The following is a 15,566-nucleotide window of genomic DNA, read 5'->3' as shown; positions in this document are numbered from 1 at the left end:
TTCGTTGTGAAAGCAGGGCGCGGCCTCAGCCGGCGATGAATTTTCGGAAGCGCTCCGAGCCGCCGCCGCCAAACAGCGTCGCGGGCGTGCCTTCGGCGTCGATCAGGCCCTGGTGCAGGAACAGGACACGGCTGGAGACGTCGCGGGCAAAGCCCATTTCGTGGGTGACGACGAGCATGGTGCGGCCCTCCTCGGCGAGCGCGCGCATGACGCGCAGCACCTCGCCGACGAGCTCGGGGTCGAGCGCCGAGGTTGGCTCGTCGAACAGCATCACCTCGGGCCGCATGGCGAGCGCCCGGGCGATCGCCGCCCGCTGCTGCTGGCCGCCGGAGAGATGCGCCGGATACTGGTCGCGCTTGTCCGCGATGCCGACCTTGTCGAGCATGGCCTCGGCCTCCTCGATCGCCTCCGCGCGCGGCCGGCCCTGGACATGGATCGGCGCCTCGATGACGTTTTCCAGCACCGTCTTGTGCGACCAGAGATTGAAGGTCTGGAACACCATGGCGACGCGCGAGCGGATGCGGTCGACCTGTTTGCGATCCGCCGGCATGGTCTCGCCGCGCCGGTTGGCCGTCAGCGCGGTCGTCTCGCCGCCGACGGCGACCGTGCCGGACGTCGGCACCTCCAGCATGTTGATGCAGCGCAGCATGGTCGATTTGCCGGAACCCGAAGCGCCGAGGATGGAGACGACCTCGCCCTCGTGCGCCTTGACTGAAATCCCCTTCAGCACCTCCAGCGAGCCGAAGCGCTTGTGGAGATCCGTCAGTTCGACCGCGACCTTCGGCGTGCCGGTTTCGAGGGCAGTGCTCATGCCTGGTCTCCGATCTGGCCGACGAGAATCGCCGGCTCCTTGCGGGCGCGCAAATGCGGGGTCAGCCAGTGTTCGAGCATGAGCACGATCCGCGTCAGGACGAAATTGATGGCGAGGTAGATCGCGCCGGCGACGACGAAGACCTCGATCACCCGGTAGGTGTCGGAGATCATCTTGGCGGCGAGGCCGGTCAGCTCCATCAGGGTGATGATCGAGGCGAGCGAGGTGGCCTTGACCATCAGGATGATCTCGGTGCCGTAGGCCGGCAGCGCCTGGCGAATGGCGAGCGGCAGGACGATCCGGCGAAACAGCAGGAACCGCGACATGCCGCAGGCCCGCGCCGCCTCGATCTGGCCGTGCGGCACGCCGAGCAGCCCGCCGCGGATGATCTCGCTGGCATAGGCGCCGGTGTTCAGCGTCAGCGCGATGACGGCGCAGGCGAAGGGCTCGCGCAGGATCGGCCAGAGAAAGCTCTGGCGCAGCGCCGGAAACTGGCTGAGGCCGTAATAGATCAGGAAGATCTGGACGAGCAGCGGCGTGCCGCGGAAGACGAAGACATAGGCCCGGGCGAAGAGATCGAGCGGCAGGACGCCGGACAGGCGCATCGAGGCGAGGATCAGCGCCAGCACGGCGCCGAAGGCGCAGGACAGGAAGGCCAGCTGCAGCGTCATCGGCACGCCGGGAAGGAGGCGCCAGAAGGCCTCGGCGAAGAATCCGAAATCCATCAGGCTCTCCTCACGCCGCGGCTGTAGTGTTTTTCGGCGCGCCGGAAGGCGAGGTTGGAGAGGGTCGAGATGCAGAGGTAGAGGATGGCGGCGGCGAAGTAGAAATCGAAGGGCTCGCGCGTCGACCCCGCGCCGATCTGCGACTGCCGAAGCAGCTCCACCGTGCCGGTGACCGAGACCAGCGCCGACTCCTTTAGCACCACCTGCCAGACATTGCCGAGGCCCGGCAGCGCGTGGCGCAAAGCCAGCGGCGCGACGATGCGCCGGAATTTCAGCCCCGGCGACATGCCGGCGGCGGTCGCCGCCTCCAGCTCGCCCGGCTGCACCGCCCGGAAGGCGCCGCGAAACACCTCCGTGTGCTGCGCGCCGGACACGACGCCGATGGCGAGCGCGCCGGCGAGGAAGGCGGGGATGGAGACAAAACCCTCGCCGCCGAAGAAGCGGCCGACAGCCGTGAGCACCGCGCTGCCGCCGAAATAGAAGAGATAGATGATGAGGAGATCGGGGATGCCGCGCAGCACCGTGGTGTAGACGTCCGCCACCCGCCGCGCGACGGGGCCGCCGGAAATCTTGGCATAGGCGCCGGCGACCCCGAAACAGGCGCCGAGGGCAAAGCCCGTCAGCGCCAGGATCACCGTGACGCCGGCGCCCATCAGCATGGCCGGGGCCCAGCCGCCCGGGCCAAAGCTCATCAGTTGCAGGAAGCCGGGCTGGTCCATCGGGCGGGAGAACTTCCATTGCGGAGGGCGGCGCCTCCGGAGGGTCGAGAGGGACGGCCTCGAAAGGCGAGATCAGCCGGCGGACGGCAGTTCCGGCTGGACGTCGTCGGGGATCGGGTTGACGAAGGGTCGGCCCTCGCGCCGCCTGGCGAAATCGGCCTTGGCGTCAGCGATCAGTGCGGGATCGGCAAAAAGGTCGGCGGCTGTAGCGGCCATGACCTTGGCGGCATGCTCCATGCCCTTGTGCGCGGCGGGCGTCTTGCCCTGTGCGACCAGCTGCCAGGAATGGCCAGGGGTGCCGATGGCATAGGTCGCGCCGCGCATCTGCACGGTCGGGACGACCCAGCTGACGGTGCCGACATCGGTCGAGCCGACATGCGTGCCGTCGCCGGCCTCGGGCGGAAAGATGGTGTCGCAGAGCGCGGTGTCGCGGCGCGGCGTCATGCCGAAACGCGCGAAGGCGGCCACGATGTCCTCCTCGCTCAGCGTCGCCTGGATCTCGCGCGCAAAGGCCTGGTCGGCCGCGTCGAAGACCGGCGGCCCCAGCCGCTCGAGCTGGCGGTGCATGGCCTGCTCCAGCGGCGTGTTGCCGATGAGGTTGGCGTCGCCGGAGACGATGTGGCTGGTCACCTGCGTCTCGGTCATCAGGGCTGCGCCCTCGGCGACCTTCTGCACGCGCTTCAGGAGGGCGTGCAGTTCGCCGAGCTCGCGGGCGCGGATGAGATAGCGCACCTTGGCATAGGCCTGGACGACGTTCGGCGCGATGCCGCCGGAATCGATCACGGCATAGTGGATGCGGGCGGTCGAGGGCATGTGCTCGCGCATGTAGTTGACGCCGACGCTCATCAGCTCGACCGCGTCGAGCGCCGAGCGGCCGAGCTCCGGCGACGCCGCGGCATGCGCCGCCCGGCCGCGGAACTCGAACACCACCTCGTTGCAGGCGAGCGAGATGGGGTTGTTGACGCCGGCGAGCGGCGCCGGGTGCCAGGAGATGGCGATGTCGACATCGTCGAACACGCCTTCGCGGACCATGAAGCCCTTGGCCGAGCCACCCTCTTCCGCCGGGCAACCGTAATAGCGCACGCGGCCGGCCATGCCGTTCGCCGCGAGCCAGTCCTTCACCGCGGTGGCGGCGAGCAGCGAACCGGCGCCGAGCAGATTGTGGCCGCAGCCATGGCCGTTGCCGCGCTTTTCGATCTCGCGGTGCTCGGCGACGCCGGCCTCCTGGCTGAGGCCCGGCAGCGCGTCGAACTCACCGAGGATGGCGATCACAGGCCCGCCCTCGCCGGCTTCGCCCATGACCGCCGTCGGCAGTCCGGCAATGCCGGACGAAGCGCGAAACCCCTTGGCCTCCAGCATGGCGAGATGCTCGGCGGCCGAGCGCGTCTCGGCAAAGTTCAGCTCGGGCATGCCCCAGACCCGGTCGCTGAGGGCGATGAAGTCCGGCGTCTCGGCTTCGACATGGGCCCAGATGGCATTGCTGTTCGTCATGCGTGTCTTCCTGCCTGCCGAGCATTGCCGAAGGGCGCTGTTCGCGCGCCGCCTCGGTTCCAGCCCGTCCGACGCCGGCCCGTCCGGCTTGCACCGGATCCGCGATTGCGCCAAAATTGGTGCCAATATGAATGCACGATTTTCGTGACGGTGCAAACCCCGATTCTGCCTCGTTTTTCGGCAGCATGCTCCGGTGGCAGATTGCAGCGGAACGGCGGCCATGGCATCGAGGAGAAAGCGAGGAGGCAGGCGATGAGCGAGGGACTGGGCAGCCTGGCCGACAGGATCGCCGCCGACATCCGCGAGGGCCGCTTTTCCCAGGGCTCCTGGCTGAAGCAGATCGACCTGCAGGAACGCTATGCCCGCAACCGCTCCGACATCCGCCGGGCGCTGGAGCAGCTCAGCCACAAGCGGCTGATCGAATATGTGCCCAACCGCGGCTACTACGTTCACCGCGAAGACGACGACAAGGCGATCGAGATCCGCGACATCCGCCTCTATCTCGAGACCGGCGCCGCGCCGGAAATCGTGGCACGCGCCGAAGCCGCCGACATCGCCAGGCTGTCAGCCCTTGCGGAAACCTTTCGGCGCCTGCTGCCGGACGGCACGATCTTCGAGATCTACGAGGCGAATCTCCGCTTCCACCGCGCGCTGCTCGACCTGACGGGGAATCGCAGCCTCGTCGACCTCGTCGAGGAGCTGCGCCTGCGCACCTCCCCCGCCCCGGCCTCGCAATGGGCGACACGCGCCCGTATCGAGCAGTCGGCGGAGGAGCATTTCGAGATGGTGGCGGCGATCGAGGCGCGGGATGCGCCAAAACTGCGGACGGTGATCGAGGCGCATATCCGGCAGGGCCTCGGTGGCGCACCGGGGGCTGAGCGCCCTGGCTGAGACGTCGTTCCCTGCTGCGCACGACAACGCCGCCCGGCTGATGCCGCGGCGGCGCTGTCAAGTCAGGTGCGGAGGCCGTGGCTCGGCTGAATCGGCCCCGCCTTTGCTTAGGCCCGGTCGAAGAAGAACGGCCGCGCCTTCACGCCGAGGATGTTGCCGGCAAAGGCCGCCACGGCCCAGAGCCAGCCATGCAGGCTGCCCGAGGCAATCCCGGAGAAATAGGCGCCGATGTTGCAGCCATAGGCGATGCGCGAGCCGTAGCCGAGCAGCAGCCCGCCGACGACGGCGGCCGCGAGCGAGCGCAGCGGGATGCGGAAGTTCGGCGCGAACTTGCCGGCGAGCACCGCTGCCAGCATGGCGCCGGCGATGATGCCGAAATCCATGACCGAGGTGATGTCGGCAAAGACGCTGGCCTGCAGCGCCTTGGCATTGGCCGCGCTCTGCCAGTAGGCCCAGGCCGAGGGATCGAAGCCGATGAGGTCCGCGCCCTTGGCGCCCCAAAGCGCGAAGGCCGAGGTGATGCCCCAGGGGCGCCCGGCGAGCGCAAGGGTCGCGAAGTTGAGAAGAGCGAGTGCCACCGCGCCGGCGACGATCGGCCAGGGGCCGCGAAGATAGCGCGAGAACCCGTGGCGCGGGGCCGGCGGCGTGGTCTCGAGCGCGCCATTGCGGCGCTTTTCGACGACGATGGTGAGGGCCGCGATGGCGGCGAAGACGGCGAGCGAGACGAGGATGCCGACCGGGGCGCCGAGCGAGACGAGCGTGACCGGCGCGAAGGAGGGCAGCGACACCCACCAGTCGAAATTCACCGTGGCCAGCACCGAGCCGACGATGAAGAAGAACAGCGTCACCAGCATGCGCGCATTGCCGCCGCCGGCGGTGAACAGCGTGCCGGAGGCGCAGCCGCCGCCGAGCTGCATGCCGAGGCCGAAGAGGAAGGCGCCGATGACGACGGACAGGCTGAGCGGCTGGACGAGGCCCGACACCGGATTACCGAACAAGGTGCCCGCCGCGAGCGCCGGAAAGAACAGCACCACCGCCAGAGCGAGAAGCACCATCTGCGCCCTGAGGCCCCGGCCGCGGCCCTCCAGGATGAATTCCCGCCACGCCGCGGTGAAGCCGAAAGACGCGTGATATAGTGCGATGCCGAGCGCGCCGCCGACGAGAAAGAGCGCGCCATGGGCCGGACCATAGGAGAGGCCGAGCGCCAGCGTGCCGATCAGCAGCACCGCCAGCGAGACGAAACCCGCCGTCCCGAAGGTCGGGGGAAGGGAAAGACGGGAGGGGGACGAGGTGATCGACGACATGGGCAGGCTCCAGGGTTGTGGCAGACTTATGCCCGAAGCCCGGCAGCCGCGACGCATGGGAATCTAAATGCGGGCGCGATGGGAGATTATCGTTCGTATTCCTTGGTTCTTACGTCCCCCGCAGCGATCGCCGGCGGGCATGGGGCAACTTTGCTGCCTAAAGCATGATCTTTCCCGAAAGCCGGAACGCCACCTTTCGGGATCATGCTTCAAAGCCGCGCCCGCGTGCTCCGCGGCGTGGCAAGCAAGAGGTTCGTTTCCGACGCGGTGATGCCGTCGATGAGGCGCATTCGGCGCAGGACGGCGTCGAGATCGGACAGGTTCTGCGCGGAAATCTCGACGACGAGATCCCAGCGGCCGTTAGTAGTGTGGACGGCGCCGATCTCGGGAAAGCCGGCCAGCGCCTCGACGACGCGGTCCGCCTTGCGGCCCTCGACCTCGACCAGCGTCAGCCCGCGCACCGGCAGCGACACCGCGTCGGCCCTCAGAATCACAGTATAGCCGACGATGTCGCCGCGCTCCTCCATCTTCTCGATCCGCGCCCGCACCGTGGCGCGCGAGACGCCGAGCTCCAGCGCGATGTCGGACACCGAGCGCCGACCGTTGTGGCGGAGATGGGTGATCAGCTGGCGGTCGAGATCGTCCATGGGGGCTCCCGGGGTGGCGAGGCGGTGTTGTTGGTCTGGTGGCCGCTGGCAGGCGATTGCGCGAGGCACCCCCCTCTGGCCTGCCGGCCATCTCCCCCTCAAGGGGGGAGATCGGTCTCGTTGCTGTCGCGGCACTTCCTGTACCGGGCAACGTGCGGGAAAAATCAGCCGATCTCCCCCCTTGAGGGGGAGATGCCCGGCAGGGCAGAGGGGGGTTGCCACGTCCGACGTCAGATGGCCCTCTCCCGACCATCGCAAACAGAGCCATGTGCATATCGGCTACTCCAATCGCGCATTCCGCCAAGCCTTATCGCACATTCTGCCAATCTGCCTCGTTCTTTCCGCCACCCGTCGCGGCTATCCTTCTGCCTTGGCGAGAGGTGGAGAGACGATGGACAGGAACTGCATTCTCATCGGCGTGCCGGTGCAGGACGGCGCCGGGCGGCTCGGCTGCGACATGGGGCCGAGCGCCTATCGCACGGCGGGCCTCGCCGGCGCGCTGCAGGAACTCGGCTTTGCCGTCGTCGACCGCGGCAATGTCGCGCCCGCCCCGCCATCGGGGCCGCAGGCGCATGCCAATCCGGCGCTGAAGAAGCTGGCGGAGATCGTCGCGTGGACGGCGCTTCTCTCCGATGTCGCCTTCGCCGCCGGCGGCGAGGGACTGCCGATCTTTCTCGGCGGCGACCATAGCCTCGCCGCCGGCACCGTTTCCGGCATGAGCCGGCGCGCGGCGGAAGAAGGACGCGACCTCTTCGTGCTCTGGCTCGACGCCCATCCCGACTTCCACACGCCGGACACGACGAAGAGCGGCAATTTGCACGGGGTACCGATGGCCTATGCCACCGGCCGCCCCGGCTTTGCCGGGGTGTTTCCGCCGCTCGCCGTGGCGGTGAAGCCCGAAAATGTCTGCATGCTGGGCCTGCGCAGCGTCGATCCGGCCGAGCGCGCGGCGCTCGCCGAGGCGGGCGTGCTCGTCCACGACATGCGGGCGATCGACGAGCACGGCATCGCGCCGCTGCTGGGCGCCTTTCTCGATCAGGTCGCGGCCTCCGGCGGCCTCCTCCATGTCAGCCTCGACGTCGATTTTCTCGATCCCGCCGTCGCCCCCGGCGTCGGCACGACAGTGCCGGGCGGCGCGACGTTCCGCGAAGCGCATCTCGTCATGGAGATGCTGCACGACAGCGGCCTGGTGCGCAGCCTCGACCTCGTCGAGCTCAACCCTTTTCTCGACGAGCGCGGCCGCACCGCGCTTCTGATGGTCGACCTCGCCGCGAGCCTGATGGGCCGGCGCGTCCTCGACCGCCCCACCAGGAGCTTTTGAGATGCTGCCGAACCTCAACCTCGTGCCCTTCGTCAGCGTCGACCACATGATGAAGCTGGTGCTCTCCATCGGTGTCGAGCGCTTTCTCTGCGAGCTCTCGGCCTTCGTCGAGGAGGATTTCGCCCGCTGGGAAGTGTTCGACAAGACGGCGCGCATCGCCTCCCACAGTGCGGAAGGGGTGATCGAGCTGATGCCGACCTCGGACGGCGCGATCTACGGCTTCAAATATGTCAACGGCCACCCGAAGAACATGCGCGACGGCCGCCAGACGGTGACCGCTTTCGGCGTGCTGGCGGACGTCGCGAATGGCTATCCCGTGCTGTTCTCGGAGATGACCATCCTCACCGCCCTGCGCACCGCCGCGACCTCGGCCGTGGCGGCCAAACATCTGGCGCGTAAGGACTCGCGCACGATGGCGATCATCGGCAACGGCGCGCAGTCGGAATTCCAGGCGCTCGCCTTCAAGGCGCTTCTCGGCATCGACAGACTTCGCCTCTACGACATCGACGTCTCCGCCAGCGAGAAATGCCGAAAAAACCTTGCCGGCTTCGGCTTCGACATCACGATCTGCGAGAACGTCGAGGCGGCGGTCGAGGGCGCCGACATCGTCACCACCGTCACCGCCGACAAGCAGAACGCCACCATCCTCACCGACAACCTCGTCGGCGCGGGCCTGCCGGCATCCTCCACCGCGCCGACATCTTTGTCGAATACCCGCCGCAGACGCGCGTCGAGGGTGAGATCCAGCAGCTCGCCCCCGACCATGTCGTGACCGAACTGTCCGAAGTGATCGCCGGCCGCGCGGTGGGGCGGCGCGACGCGGCGCAGATCACGCTGTTCGACTCCGTCGGCTTCGCCACCGAAGACTTTTCCGCGCTGCGCTACGTCAAGGCAAAACTGCCGGGCACGGGCTTCTATGCCGAGATCGACCTCCTCGCCGATCCGGACGAGCCGCGCGACCTGTTCGGCATGCTGTTGCGCGCGGCGGCAGCCTAAACGCTGCGCTCCCGCCGCTCCCCCGTCGGCGCCGTGCCGAACTTTTGGCGGTAGGCCCGGGAGAAATGGCTGCCGCTGGCAAAACCCGTGGCGACGGCGATTTCGGTGACGGAGAGGCCGGTCTGGCGCAGCAGCTGGCGGGCGCGGTCGAGACGCAGCGAGAGGTAGAAGCGCTCCGGGCTGGTGCCGAGATGGGCGGCGAAGAGCCTGTCGAGCTGGCGGGGCGAGAGGCCGGCGAGCGCGGCCAGCGCGGTCCGGCGGAGCGGCTCTTCCAACTGGCCCTCCATGGCCGTGACGACCTTTTCGAGCGGCGGGCTGGAAATGCCGAGACGCTCGCGCGGGGGCAGGCGCTGCCCGCCGCCGCCGGGGCGCACATGCGCCTGCAAAAACCAGTCGCTGACGGCGCGGGCAAGCTCCGCGCCGTGCGCTTCGGCGATCACCTGGTGCATCAAGTCGAGCGCAGCGACGCCGCCGGCGCAGGTGAGGCGCCGTCGGTCGATCTGGTAGAGCGAGGGGACGAGCGTCACATCCGGAAAATCCTCGGCAAAGGCCGGGGCGTGCTCCCAGTGGACGGTCGCGCGAAAACCGTCGAGAAGGCCGGCCCGGGCGAGGATCACCGGCCCGCCGGAAACGCCGCCGATGACGATGTCCTGCCGCGCCAGCGTGCGCAGCCAGGCGAAGGTGGCGGCATCGTCGAACAGGGCCGGATTGCCGCCGGCGCAGACGAAGAGCATGTCCGGCCTCTCCCCCTCCCCCGGGCCGCCGTCGACGGCGAGGACGAGCCCGCTGGAGGCTTCGACCGGCCTGCCATCGGGGGAAATGTGGCGCCAGGTGTAGAGGGGGCGACCGGCCAACGTGTTCGCCGCGCGAAAGGGTTCGAGCGCCGAGGCATAGGACATCATGGCAAAGCCGGGGATGAGCAGCAGCGCGACGCGGGTCGGGGCCGATGGTTCCCCGGCCGCTCCCTCATCATTGGTGCTCATGTCGCTTCGGATCAAGAGACCGTCTCTCCCGTACAAATATCCGTACCGCAATGACGGATCATGCGAGGATAGACAAGCCGCTCCCGCCGGAAGCTTTGCCGATGCGCTATTCCTTTCTCTCGCTCGCGCTGAACGCGCTGTCCGGCCACCGGCACTGGCAGCCGGCCTGGCGCGATGCGGCGCCGAAGCCGGACTATGACGTCGTCATCATCGGCGGCGGCGGGCACGGGCTGGCGACGGCGCATTACCTCGCCAAGAACCATGGCATCACCAATGTCGCGGTGGTCGAGAAGGGCTGGATCGGCTCCGGCAATGCCGGTCGCAACACCACGATCATCCGCTCGAACTACATGCTGCCCGGCAATTCCGCCTTCTACGAGCTGTCGATGAAGCTCTGGGAGGGGCTGGAACAAGACCTCGGCTACAATGCCATGGTCTCGCAGCGCGGCGTGCTGAATCTCTTCCATTCCGTCGCGCAGCGCGACGCCTATGTCCGGCGCGGCAATGCGATGATGCTGGAGGGGATCGACGCCGAGCTTCTGTCGCTCGACGACGTCCGGCGCGAGATGCCGTTCCTCGCCTTCGACGATGCGCGTTTTCCGATCAAGGGCGGGCTGATGCAGCGGCGCGGCGGCACGGCGCGGCACGATGCCGTCGTCTGGGGCTACGCGCGGGCCGCGTCGGAGCGCGGCGTCGACATCGTCCAGAACTGCGCCGTCACCGGGTTCCTGCGCGATGCCTCGGGCGCGGTCGCCGGCGTCGAGACGAGCCGCGGGCCGATCCGGGCGAAGAAGGTGGCGATGGCGGTCGCCGGCAATTCCTCGCGCGTCGCCGAGATGGCGGGACTTCGCCTGCCGATCGAGAGCCATGTGCTGCAGGCCGTCGTCTCCGAGGCGATCAAGCCGATGATCGACAATGTCGTGACCTTCGGCGCCGGGCATTTCTACATCTCGCAGTCCGACAAGGGCGGCCTCGTTTTCGGCGGCGACATCGACGGCTACAACTCCTACGCCCAGCGCGGCAATCTGCCGACGGTGGAGGACGTCTGCGAGGGCGGCATGGCGCTGATGCCGGGGATCGGCCGGGTGCGCATGCTGCGTTCCTGGGGCGGCATCATGGACATGAGCATGGACGGCTCGCCGATCATCGACAAGGCGCCGGTGGACGGCCTCTATGTCAATGCCGGCTGGTGCTATGGCGGCTTCAAGGCGACGCCCGCCTCCGGCCACGCCTTCGCCCACCTCATCGCCACCGACACGCCCGAACCGAGGGCCGCCGCCTACCGGCTGGACCGGTTCCGGCGCGGTTTTGCCATCGACGAAAAGGGCCAGGGCGCCCAGGCGAACCTGCATTGACCGCGGTGATGGAGGCGGCGCCCACCTCTCAGATCGTTATCATCACCGCGCGTACCTCTCAGGTTGTCATCCTCACCGCGCCAACTTCTCAGCTCGTCATCCTCGGGGCCGTAGCCCCGGGGATCCATGCCGCAACGGGGATGCCGTTCGACGGTTTCCTTGGATCGCCGCCTGAGCCGTCACGGGCGCCTCAGCGGAGAGGCATGGATCCCCGGCCTGCGGCCGAGGATGACGAGGCTCGGAGGGCTGCGCCACCTTGCGCGGCTGAGGTCGCGACGGCCCGTGGCGTCACCCTCGTGGCCCTCTCCGAACACGTCGCCCCCACCATTCCCACCGCCGGGGAGTTCTAGCATGCGCATCGACTGCCCCTTTTGCGGATCGCGGGATCTGCGCGAGTTCACCTTTCTTGGCGACGCGGACGCTGCCGCCGGCGGCTGGGACGCAGACGTCTCGCCTGACGCCGAAGCCGATCGCGTCTATCTCCGCAGCAACCCCGCCGGCCGGCACGTCGGACACTGGTATCACGAGGCGGGCTGCCGCTCCTGGCTGACGGTCGAGCGCGACACGGTGACCCACGCCATCCACTCGGTCGCGCTGGCCGGTAGCGCGGGCGAAGAGGCGAGCGGACGATGACGGCGCCCATCGCTTCGCACCGTCTCGCCACGGGCGGCCTCGTCGACCGGACAAAGCCGCTGCGTTTTCGCTTCGACGAAAAATCCTATGACGGCTTTGCCGGCGACACGCTGGCCTCGGCGCTCCTGGCCTCGGGAGTGCGGCTGGTCGGGCGGTCGTTCAAATATCACCGGCCGCGCGGTGTCGTCACCGCCGGCCCGGAGGAGCCCAACGCCCTCGTCGAGCTGCGCGAGGGGGCGCGGCGCGAGCCCAATTCCAAGGCGACGACGGTCGAGCTCTTCGACGACCTCCGGGCGCGGAGCCAGAACCGCTGGCCCTCGCTCGGCTTCGACATCGGCGCGGTCAACGGCCTGGTCTCGCCGCTCCTCGTCGCCGGCTTCTACTACAAGACGTTCAAATGGCCGGCCGCCTTCTGGGAAAAACTCTACGAGCCGGCGATCCGCCGCGCCGCGGGCCTCGGCCGCGCCGCCGGGCTTCTCGACCCGGACGCCTACGAAAAGGCCTTCGCCTTCACAGACGTGCTGGTCATCGGCGCCGGTCCCGCCGGCCTTGCCGCGGCGCTCTCTGCCGGCCGCGCCGGGGCACGGGTGATCCTGTGCGAGGAGGATTTCGTTCTCGGCGGACGGTTGCTGGCGGAGCGCGACACGATCGACGGACTGCCCGCCGACGGCTGGGCGGACCGCGCCGTGGCGGAGCTGGCGGGTCTTGCCAATGTCCGGCTGATGCCGCGCACCGCCGTCTTCGGCGCCTATGACGGCGGCACTTTCGGGGCGATCGAGAAAGTGTCCGATCACCTGCACGTGCCGGCGGAGGGCCAACCGCGCCAGCGTCTCTGGCAGATCACGGCGAGACGCTCGATCCTCTGCGCCGGCGCCGTCGAGCGGCCTCTGGTGTTTGCCGGCAACGACCGACCGGGCGTGATGATGGCATCGAGCCTTCGCACCTATGCCCACCGCTTCGGCGTCGTGCCGGGGCGCGCCGTCTCGGTCTTCACCAATGGCGACGACGGCTGGCGCACCGCCTTCGACCTCGCCGAGGCGGGCGCGGCGATCGAGGCCGTCATCGATAGCCGGGAGACGGTCCCGGCTGCCTTCGAAGAACGGGCGCGGCGCCTCGGCGCGCGCGTTGTCGCGGGCGGACGGGTGGTGGCGACGCAGGGCGGAAAGAGCCTCGCCGAGATCACCATTGCCCGCGCCGATGGCAGCCTGTCGCGCATTCCGACCGACCTCCTGGCAATGAGCGGCGGGTGGAATCCGGCGTTGGCGCTGTCGACCCATCTCGGCGGCCGCCCGGCCTTTTCCGACGCCATCGCCGCCTTCGTCCCGGGCACGCCGCCTGAAGGCATGGTGGTCGCCGGCGCCGCCAACGGCACGATGACGCTCGGGCGGGGACTCGGCGAGGGTCACGCCGCCGGCGCACGGGCGGCCGAAGCCTGCGGCTTTTCCGCCGCAACCGGCGAGGCACCCGTTGCGGACGACGAGGCCGCCGGTCTCGTCCCGCTCTGGCACGTCGCGGGCAAGGGAAAAGCCTTCGTCGACTTCCAGCACGACGTCACCGCCGCCGACATCGCGCTCGCCCACCGCGAAGGGTTTCGCTCGGTCGAGCTGTTGAAGCGCTACACGACGCTCGGCATGGCGACCGACCAGGGACGGCTGTCGAACATCAACGGCCATGCCATCATGGCCGAACTGGCCGGCCGGCCAATTCCCGAAGTCGGCACCACCGTCGCCCGCCCGCCCTATGCGCCCGTCGCCATCGCCGCCTTCGCCGGCACCGCGCGCGGCAAACACTTCAAACCGACCCGGCATATTCCCGCCCACGCGGTGGCCGAGGAGCAGGGCGCAACCTTCATCGAGGCCGGGCCCTGGCTGCGGCCGCAATTCTATCACCGCGCCGGCGAGTCCGGCTGGCTGGAGACGGTGACGCGGGAGGCGCGCAACGTGCGCGACAATGTCGGGCTGTGCGACGTCTCGACACTCGGCAAGATCGACGTGCAAGGACCGGACGCGGCTGAATTCCTCGACCGTGTCTATGCCAATGCCATGGCGAGCCTGCCGGTCGGGCGCGCCCGCTACGGGCTCATGCTGCGCGAGGACGGGTTCGTCCTCGACGACGGCACGGTGGCGCGGTTTGGGCCTGAGAATTTCGTCGTCTCGACCACGACGGCCAATGCCGGGCGGATCATGAAGCACCTGAATTTCCTGTCGCAGGTGCTGTGGCCCGAGCTCGACGTCCAGCTTGCCTCGGTCACCGAGGCCTGGTCGCAGGTCGCAGTCGCCGGGCCAAAATCGCGGGCACTGCTGCAGGCTCTCCTCGGCGACGCGATCGATCTTTCGGGCGACGCCTTCCCCTTCATGGCGGTGGCGCAATTCGACTGGGCCGGCGTTCCCACGAGGCTGTTCCGCATCTCCTTCTCCGGCGAACTCGCCTACGAAATCGCCGTCCCCGCCGATTACGGCGAGGCGCTGGCGCGGGAACTGGCCACGGTCGGCGAAGGCTTTGGCGCTATGCCCTACGGTACCGAGGCGCTCGGCGTGCTGCGCGTCGAGAAGGGCCATGTCGCCGGCAACGAGCTGTCGGGCACGACGACCGCGGGCGATCTCGGCCTCGGCCGCATGCTGTCGACGAAGAAGCGTTTTGTCGGCAAGGCGCTCGCCTTCCGCGAGGGGCTCGTCGATCCCGACCGCCTGCGCCTCGTCGGCTTCAAGCCGGTCGACCCGACGCAGAAAGTCTCGGGCGGCGCGCATTTCCTGGATGCCGGCGCGGCAGCGACGACGGCGAACGATCTCGGCTATGTCACCTCCGTCGTCTTCTCGCCCGCTCTCGGCCAATGGATCGGGCTCGGCCTGATGAAGCGCGGGCCGGAGCGGATCGGCGAGCGGCTGCGCGCCGTCGACCTCCTGCGCCGCACCGATGTCGAGATCGAGCTCTGCTCGCCGCATTTCGTCGACCCCGAGGGGAGCCGCCACCATGCTTGACCGTCCGCGGCTCGCCGCCGTCTCCGCCTTTTCGCGCCTCGCTTTGCCGACGGCCGGAGACGGGCGCGCCGGCGTCACCGTCGCCGAGCGCCATCCGCTCGGCCTTGCCACCGTCACGCTGCGCCGCGGCGCCGAAGCGGCCCTGCCCGACCGGCTGTCGGAAACCTTCGGCATGGCGCTGCCAACGGGGCCAAAAATCTCGGGCGCGGACGGGCTGAGCCTCGTCGGCACCGGCCCGCGCAGCTGGCTGGCGATCGGCGCCGGCGGCGACCCGCATTTCGCCGCGACGCTCGGCACGGCGCTCGCCGGCGTCGCCTCGGTCTGCGACCAATCTTCCGGCTATGGCGTCCTCAGACTGTCGGGCCCCGCGGTGCGCGCTCTGCTGGCCAAGGGCGTGCCGCTCGATCTCGACCCCTCGGCGTTTTCGCCCGGCGACAGCGCCGTCACGCTCGCCGGCCATGTCGGCATCGTTCTGTGGCAGGTGGATGACACGCCGACCTACGACGTCGCGGTCTTCCGCAGCTATGCCGCCGACTTCTGGGCCTGGCTGACGACGGGCTCGGCCGAATTCGGCCTTGCCGTCGACGCGCCCATCGGCTGACACCGCGGTGTCGTATCGGGCATCCCCCGGAGGTAGGGCCGCATGCTCATCCGCCGGAGGCGTATCGATCGGGTATCATGCGGCAATGGCCACCAAAGGACGGCCCTTTTC

General features: G+C 68.9%; 14 protein-coding genes and 1 pseudogene. 8 read left to right on the top strand and 7 right to left on the bottom strand.

Translation table 11 applies throughout. The annotated features are described in order from the left end of the window. Window positions 1-25 precede the first annotated feature (25 nt). The 4 genes from IEX88_RS06005 to IEX88_RS05990 all read right to left on the bottom strand — a co-directional run bounded on the left by IEX88_RS06005 (window position 26) and on the right by IEX88_RS05990 (window position 3,746). The gene (locus IEX88_RS06005) at window positions 26-811 is read right to left on the bottom strand and encodes an ABC transporter ATP-binding protein (RefSeq protein ID WP_188849661.1); all 786 of its coding nucleotides are present in this window, start codon (window positions 809-811) and stop codon (window positions 26-28) included. Next, window positions 808-1,536, bottom strand: a complete 729-nt coding sequence (locus IEX88_RS06000; protein ID WP_188849660.1) for an ABC transporter permease — start codon at window positions 1,534-1,536, stop codon at window positions 808-810. Before IEX88_RS06000 ends, IEX88_RS06005 begins: the two co-directional genes overlap by 4 nt. Next, window positions 1,536-2,255: an ABC transporter permease gene (locus IEX88_RS05995; protein WP_188849659.1), complete on the bottom strand. Its 720-nt coding sequence runs from the start codon at window positions 2,253-2,255 to the stop codon at window positions 1,536-1,538. The genes IEX88_RS06000 and IEX88_RS05995 overlap by 1 nt, the downstream gene beginning before the upstream one ends. 72 nt (window positions 2,256-2,327) lie before the next feature. Further along, on the bottom strand, window positions 2,328-3,746 hold the full coding sequence (locus tag IEX88_RS05990; protein ID WP_188849658.1) for a M20 family metallopeptidase: 1,419 nt from the start codon (window positions 3,744-3,746) through the stop codon (window positions 2,328-2,330). Here IEX88_RS05990 and IEX88_RS05985 point away from each other — a divergent pair. Continuing rightward, window positions 3,727-3,894, top strand: coding sequence for a hypothetical protein (locus tag IEX88_RS05985; protein WP_188849657.1), 168 nt, complete (start codon window positions 3,727-3,729; stop codon window positions 3,892-3,894). The two genes, IEX88_RS05990 and IEX88_RS05985, sit on opposite strands and share 20 nt — an antisense overlap. 104 nt (window positions 3,895-3,998) lie before the next feature. Then, entirely contained in the window at window positions 3,999-4,637 is a 639-nt protein-coding gene (locus tag IEX88_RS05980) for a GntR family transcriptional regulator (RefSeq protein WP_188849656.1), read from the top strand. A 107-nt stretch (window positions 4,638-4,744) separates the two neighbouring features. Here IEX88_RS05980 and IEX88_RS05975 read toward each other — a convergent pair whose 3' ends face one another. Together IEX88_RS05975 and IEX88_RS05970 are read right to left on the bottom strand one after the other, a co-directional pair. Then, window positions 4,745-5,941 (bottom strand): YeeE/YedE family protein, encoded by a 1,197-nt coding sequence (locus tag IEX88_RS05975; RefSeq protein ID WP_188849655.1) that lies wholly within the window; start codon window positions 5,939-5,941, stop codon window positions 4,745-4,747. 209 nt (window positions 5,942-6,150) lie between these two features. Continuing rightward, window positions 6,151-6,588, bottom strand: coding sequence for an Lrp/AsnC family transcriptional regulator (locus IEX88_RS05970; protein WP_188849654.1), 438 nt, complete (start codon window positions 6,586-6,588; stop codon window positions 6,151-6,153). Between the two features lie 391 nt (window positions 6,589-6,979). Here IEX88_RS05970 and rocF point away from each other — a divergent pair, with 391 nt between their 5' ends. Together rocF and ocd are read left to right on the top strand one after the other, a co-directional pair. After that, window positions 6,980-7,909, top strand: coding sequence for an arginase (rocF, locus tag IEX88_RS05965; RefSeq protein WP_188849653.1), 930 nt, complete (start codon window positions 6,980-6,982; stop codon window positions 7,907-7,909). A gap of 1 nt (window position 7,910) precedes the next feature. Further along, a pseudogene (gene ocd / locus IEX88_RS05960) lies at window positions 7,911-8,905 on the top strand (ornithine cyclodeaminase). Here the strand turns inward: ocd and IEX88_RS05955 are convergent. Then, entirely contained in the window at window positions 8,902-9,888 is a 987-nt protein-coding gene (locus IEX88_RS05955) for a GlxA family transcriptional regulator (RefSeq protein WP_188849652.1), read from the bottom strand. The pseudogene ocd and the gene IEX88_RS05955 sit on opposite strands and share 4 nt — an antisense overlap. A 101-nt stretch (window positions 9,889-9,989) precedes the next feature. Between IEX88_RS05955 and IEX88_RS05950 the strand changes: the two genes are divergently transcribed. From IEX88_RS05950 to IEX88_RS05935, 4 genes are all read left to right on the top strand, one after another. Then, window positions 9,990-11,243 carry a sarcosine oxidase subunit beta family protein gene (locus IEX88_RS05950; RefSeq protein WP_188849651.1) on the top strand — a complete coding sequence of 418 codons (1,254 nt, stop codon included), beginning with the start codon at window positions 9,990-9,992 and terminating at the stop codon, window positions 11,241-11,243. A gap of 351 nt (window positions 11,244-11,594) precedes the next feature. Beyond that, window positions 11,595-11,876, top strand: a complete 282-nt coding sequence (locus IEX88_RS05945; protein WP_188849650.1) for a sarcosine oxidase subunit delta — start codon at window positions 11,595-11,597, stop codon at window positions 11,874-11,876. Beyond that, a complete protein-coding gene (locus IEX88_RS05940; RefSeq protein ID WP_188849649.1) occupies window positions 11,873-14,854 on the top strand; it encodes a sarcosine oxidase subunit alpha family protein in 2,982 nt (993 codons plus the stop codon). Before IEX88_RS05945 ends, IEX88_RS05940 begins: the two co-directional genes overlap by 4 nt. After that, window positions 14,847-15,455, top strand: a complete 609-nt coding sequence (locus tag IEX88_RS05935; protein WP_188849648.1) for a sarcosine oxidase subunit gamma — start codon at window positions 14,847-14,849, stop codon at window positions 15,453-15,455. Before IEX88_RS05940 ends, IEX88_RS05935 begins: the two co-directional genes overlap by 8 nt. Window positions 15,456-15,566: the final 111 nt, after the last annotated feature.

The organism is Aureimonas glaciei, assembly GCF_014643375.1.
Classification (GTDB): Bacteria; Pseudomonadota; Alphaproteobacteria; order Rhizobiales; family Rhizobiaceae; genus Plantimonas; species Plantimonas glaciei.
The sequence above is the reverse complement of the archived record's forward strand: the minus strand, read 5'-3'. Positions and strand labels throughout refer to the sequence as shown.

What these genes read in the sequence shown, in the direction of transcription:
- IEX88_RS06005 (WP_188849661.1), bottom strand. Translation starts at nt 811, where the DNA reads ATGAGCACTGCCCTCGAAACCGGCACGCCGAAGGTCGCGGTCGAACTG.
- IEX88_RS06000 (WP_188849660.1), bottom strand. Translation starts at nt 1,536, where the DNA reads ATGGATTTCGGATTCTTCGCCGAGGCCTTCTGGCGCCTCCTTCCCGGC.
- IEX88_RS05995 (WP_188849659.1), bottom strand. Translation starts at nt 2,255, where the DNA reads ATGGACCAGCCCGGCTTCCTGCAACTGATGAGCTTTGGCCCGGGCGGC.
- IEX88_RS05985 (WP_188849657.1), top strand. Translation starts at nt 3,727, where the DNA reads ATGGCATTGCTGTTCGTCATGCGTGTCTTCCTGCCTGCCGAGCATTGC.
- IEX88_RS05990 (WP_188849658.1), bottom strand. Translation starts at nt 3,746, where the DNA reads ATGACGAACAGCAATGCCATCTGGGCCCATGTCGAAGCCGAGACGCCG.
- IEX88_RS05980 (WP_188849656.1), top strand. Translation starts at nt 3,999, where the DNA reads ATGAGCGAGGGACTGGGCAGCCTGGCCGACAGGATCGCCGCCGACATC.
- IEX88_RS05975 (WP_188849655.1), bottom strand. Translation starts at nt 5,941, where the DNA reads ATGTCGTCGATCACCTCGTCCCCCTCCCGTCTTTCCCTTCCCCCGACC.
- IEX88_RS05970 (WP_188849654.1), bottom strand. Translation starts at nt 6,588, where the DNA reads ATGGACGATCTCGACCGCCAGCTGATCACCCATCTCCGCCACAACGGT.
- rocF (WP_188849653.1), top strand. Translation starts at nt 6,980, where the DNA reads ATGGACAGGAACTGCATTCTCATCGGCGTGCCGGTGCAGGACGGCGCC.
- IEX88_RS05955 (WP_188849652.1), bottom strand. Translation starts at nt 9,888, where the DNA reads ATGAGCACCAATGATGAGGGAGCGGCCGGGGAACCATCGGCCCCGACC.
- IEX88_RS05950 (WP_188849651.1), top strand. Translation starts at nt 9,990, where the DNA reads ATGCGCTATTCCTTTCTCTCGCTCGCGCTGAACGCGCTGTCCGGCCAC.
- IEX88_RS05945 (WP_188849650.1), top strand. Translation starts at nt 11,595, where the DNA reads ATGCGCATCGACTGCCCCTTTTGCGGATCGCGGGATCTGCGCGAGTTC.
- IEX88_RS05940 (WP_188849649.1), top strand. Translation starts at nt 11,873, where the DNA reads ATGACGGCGCCCATCGCTTCGCACCGTCTCGCCACGGGCGGCCTCGTC.
- IEX88_RS05935 (WP_188849648.1), top strand. Translation starts at nt 14,847, where the DNA reads ATGCTTGACCGTCCGCGGCTCGCCGCCGTCTCCGCCTTTTCGCGCCTC.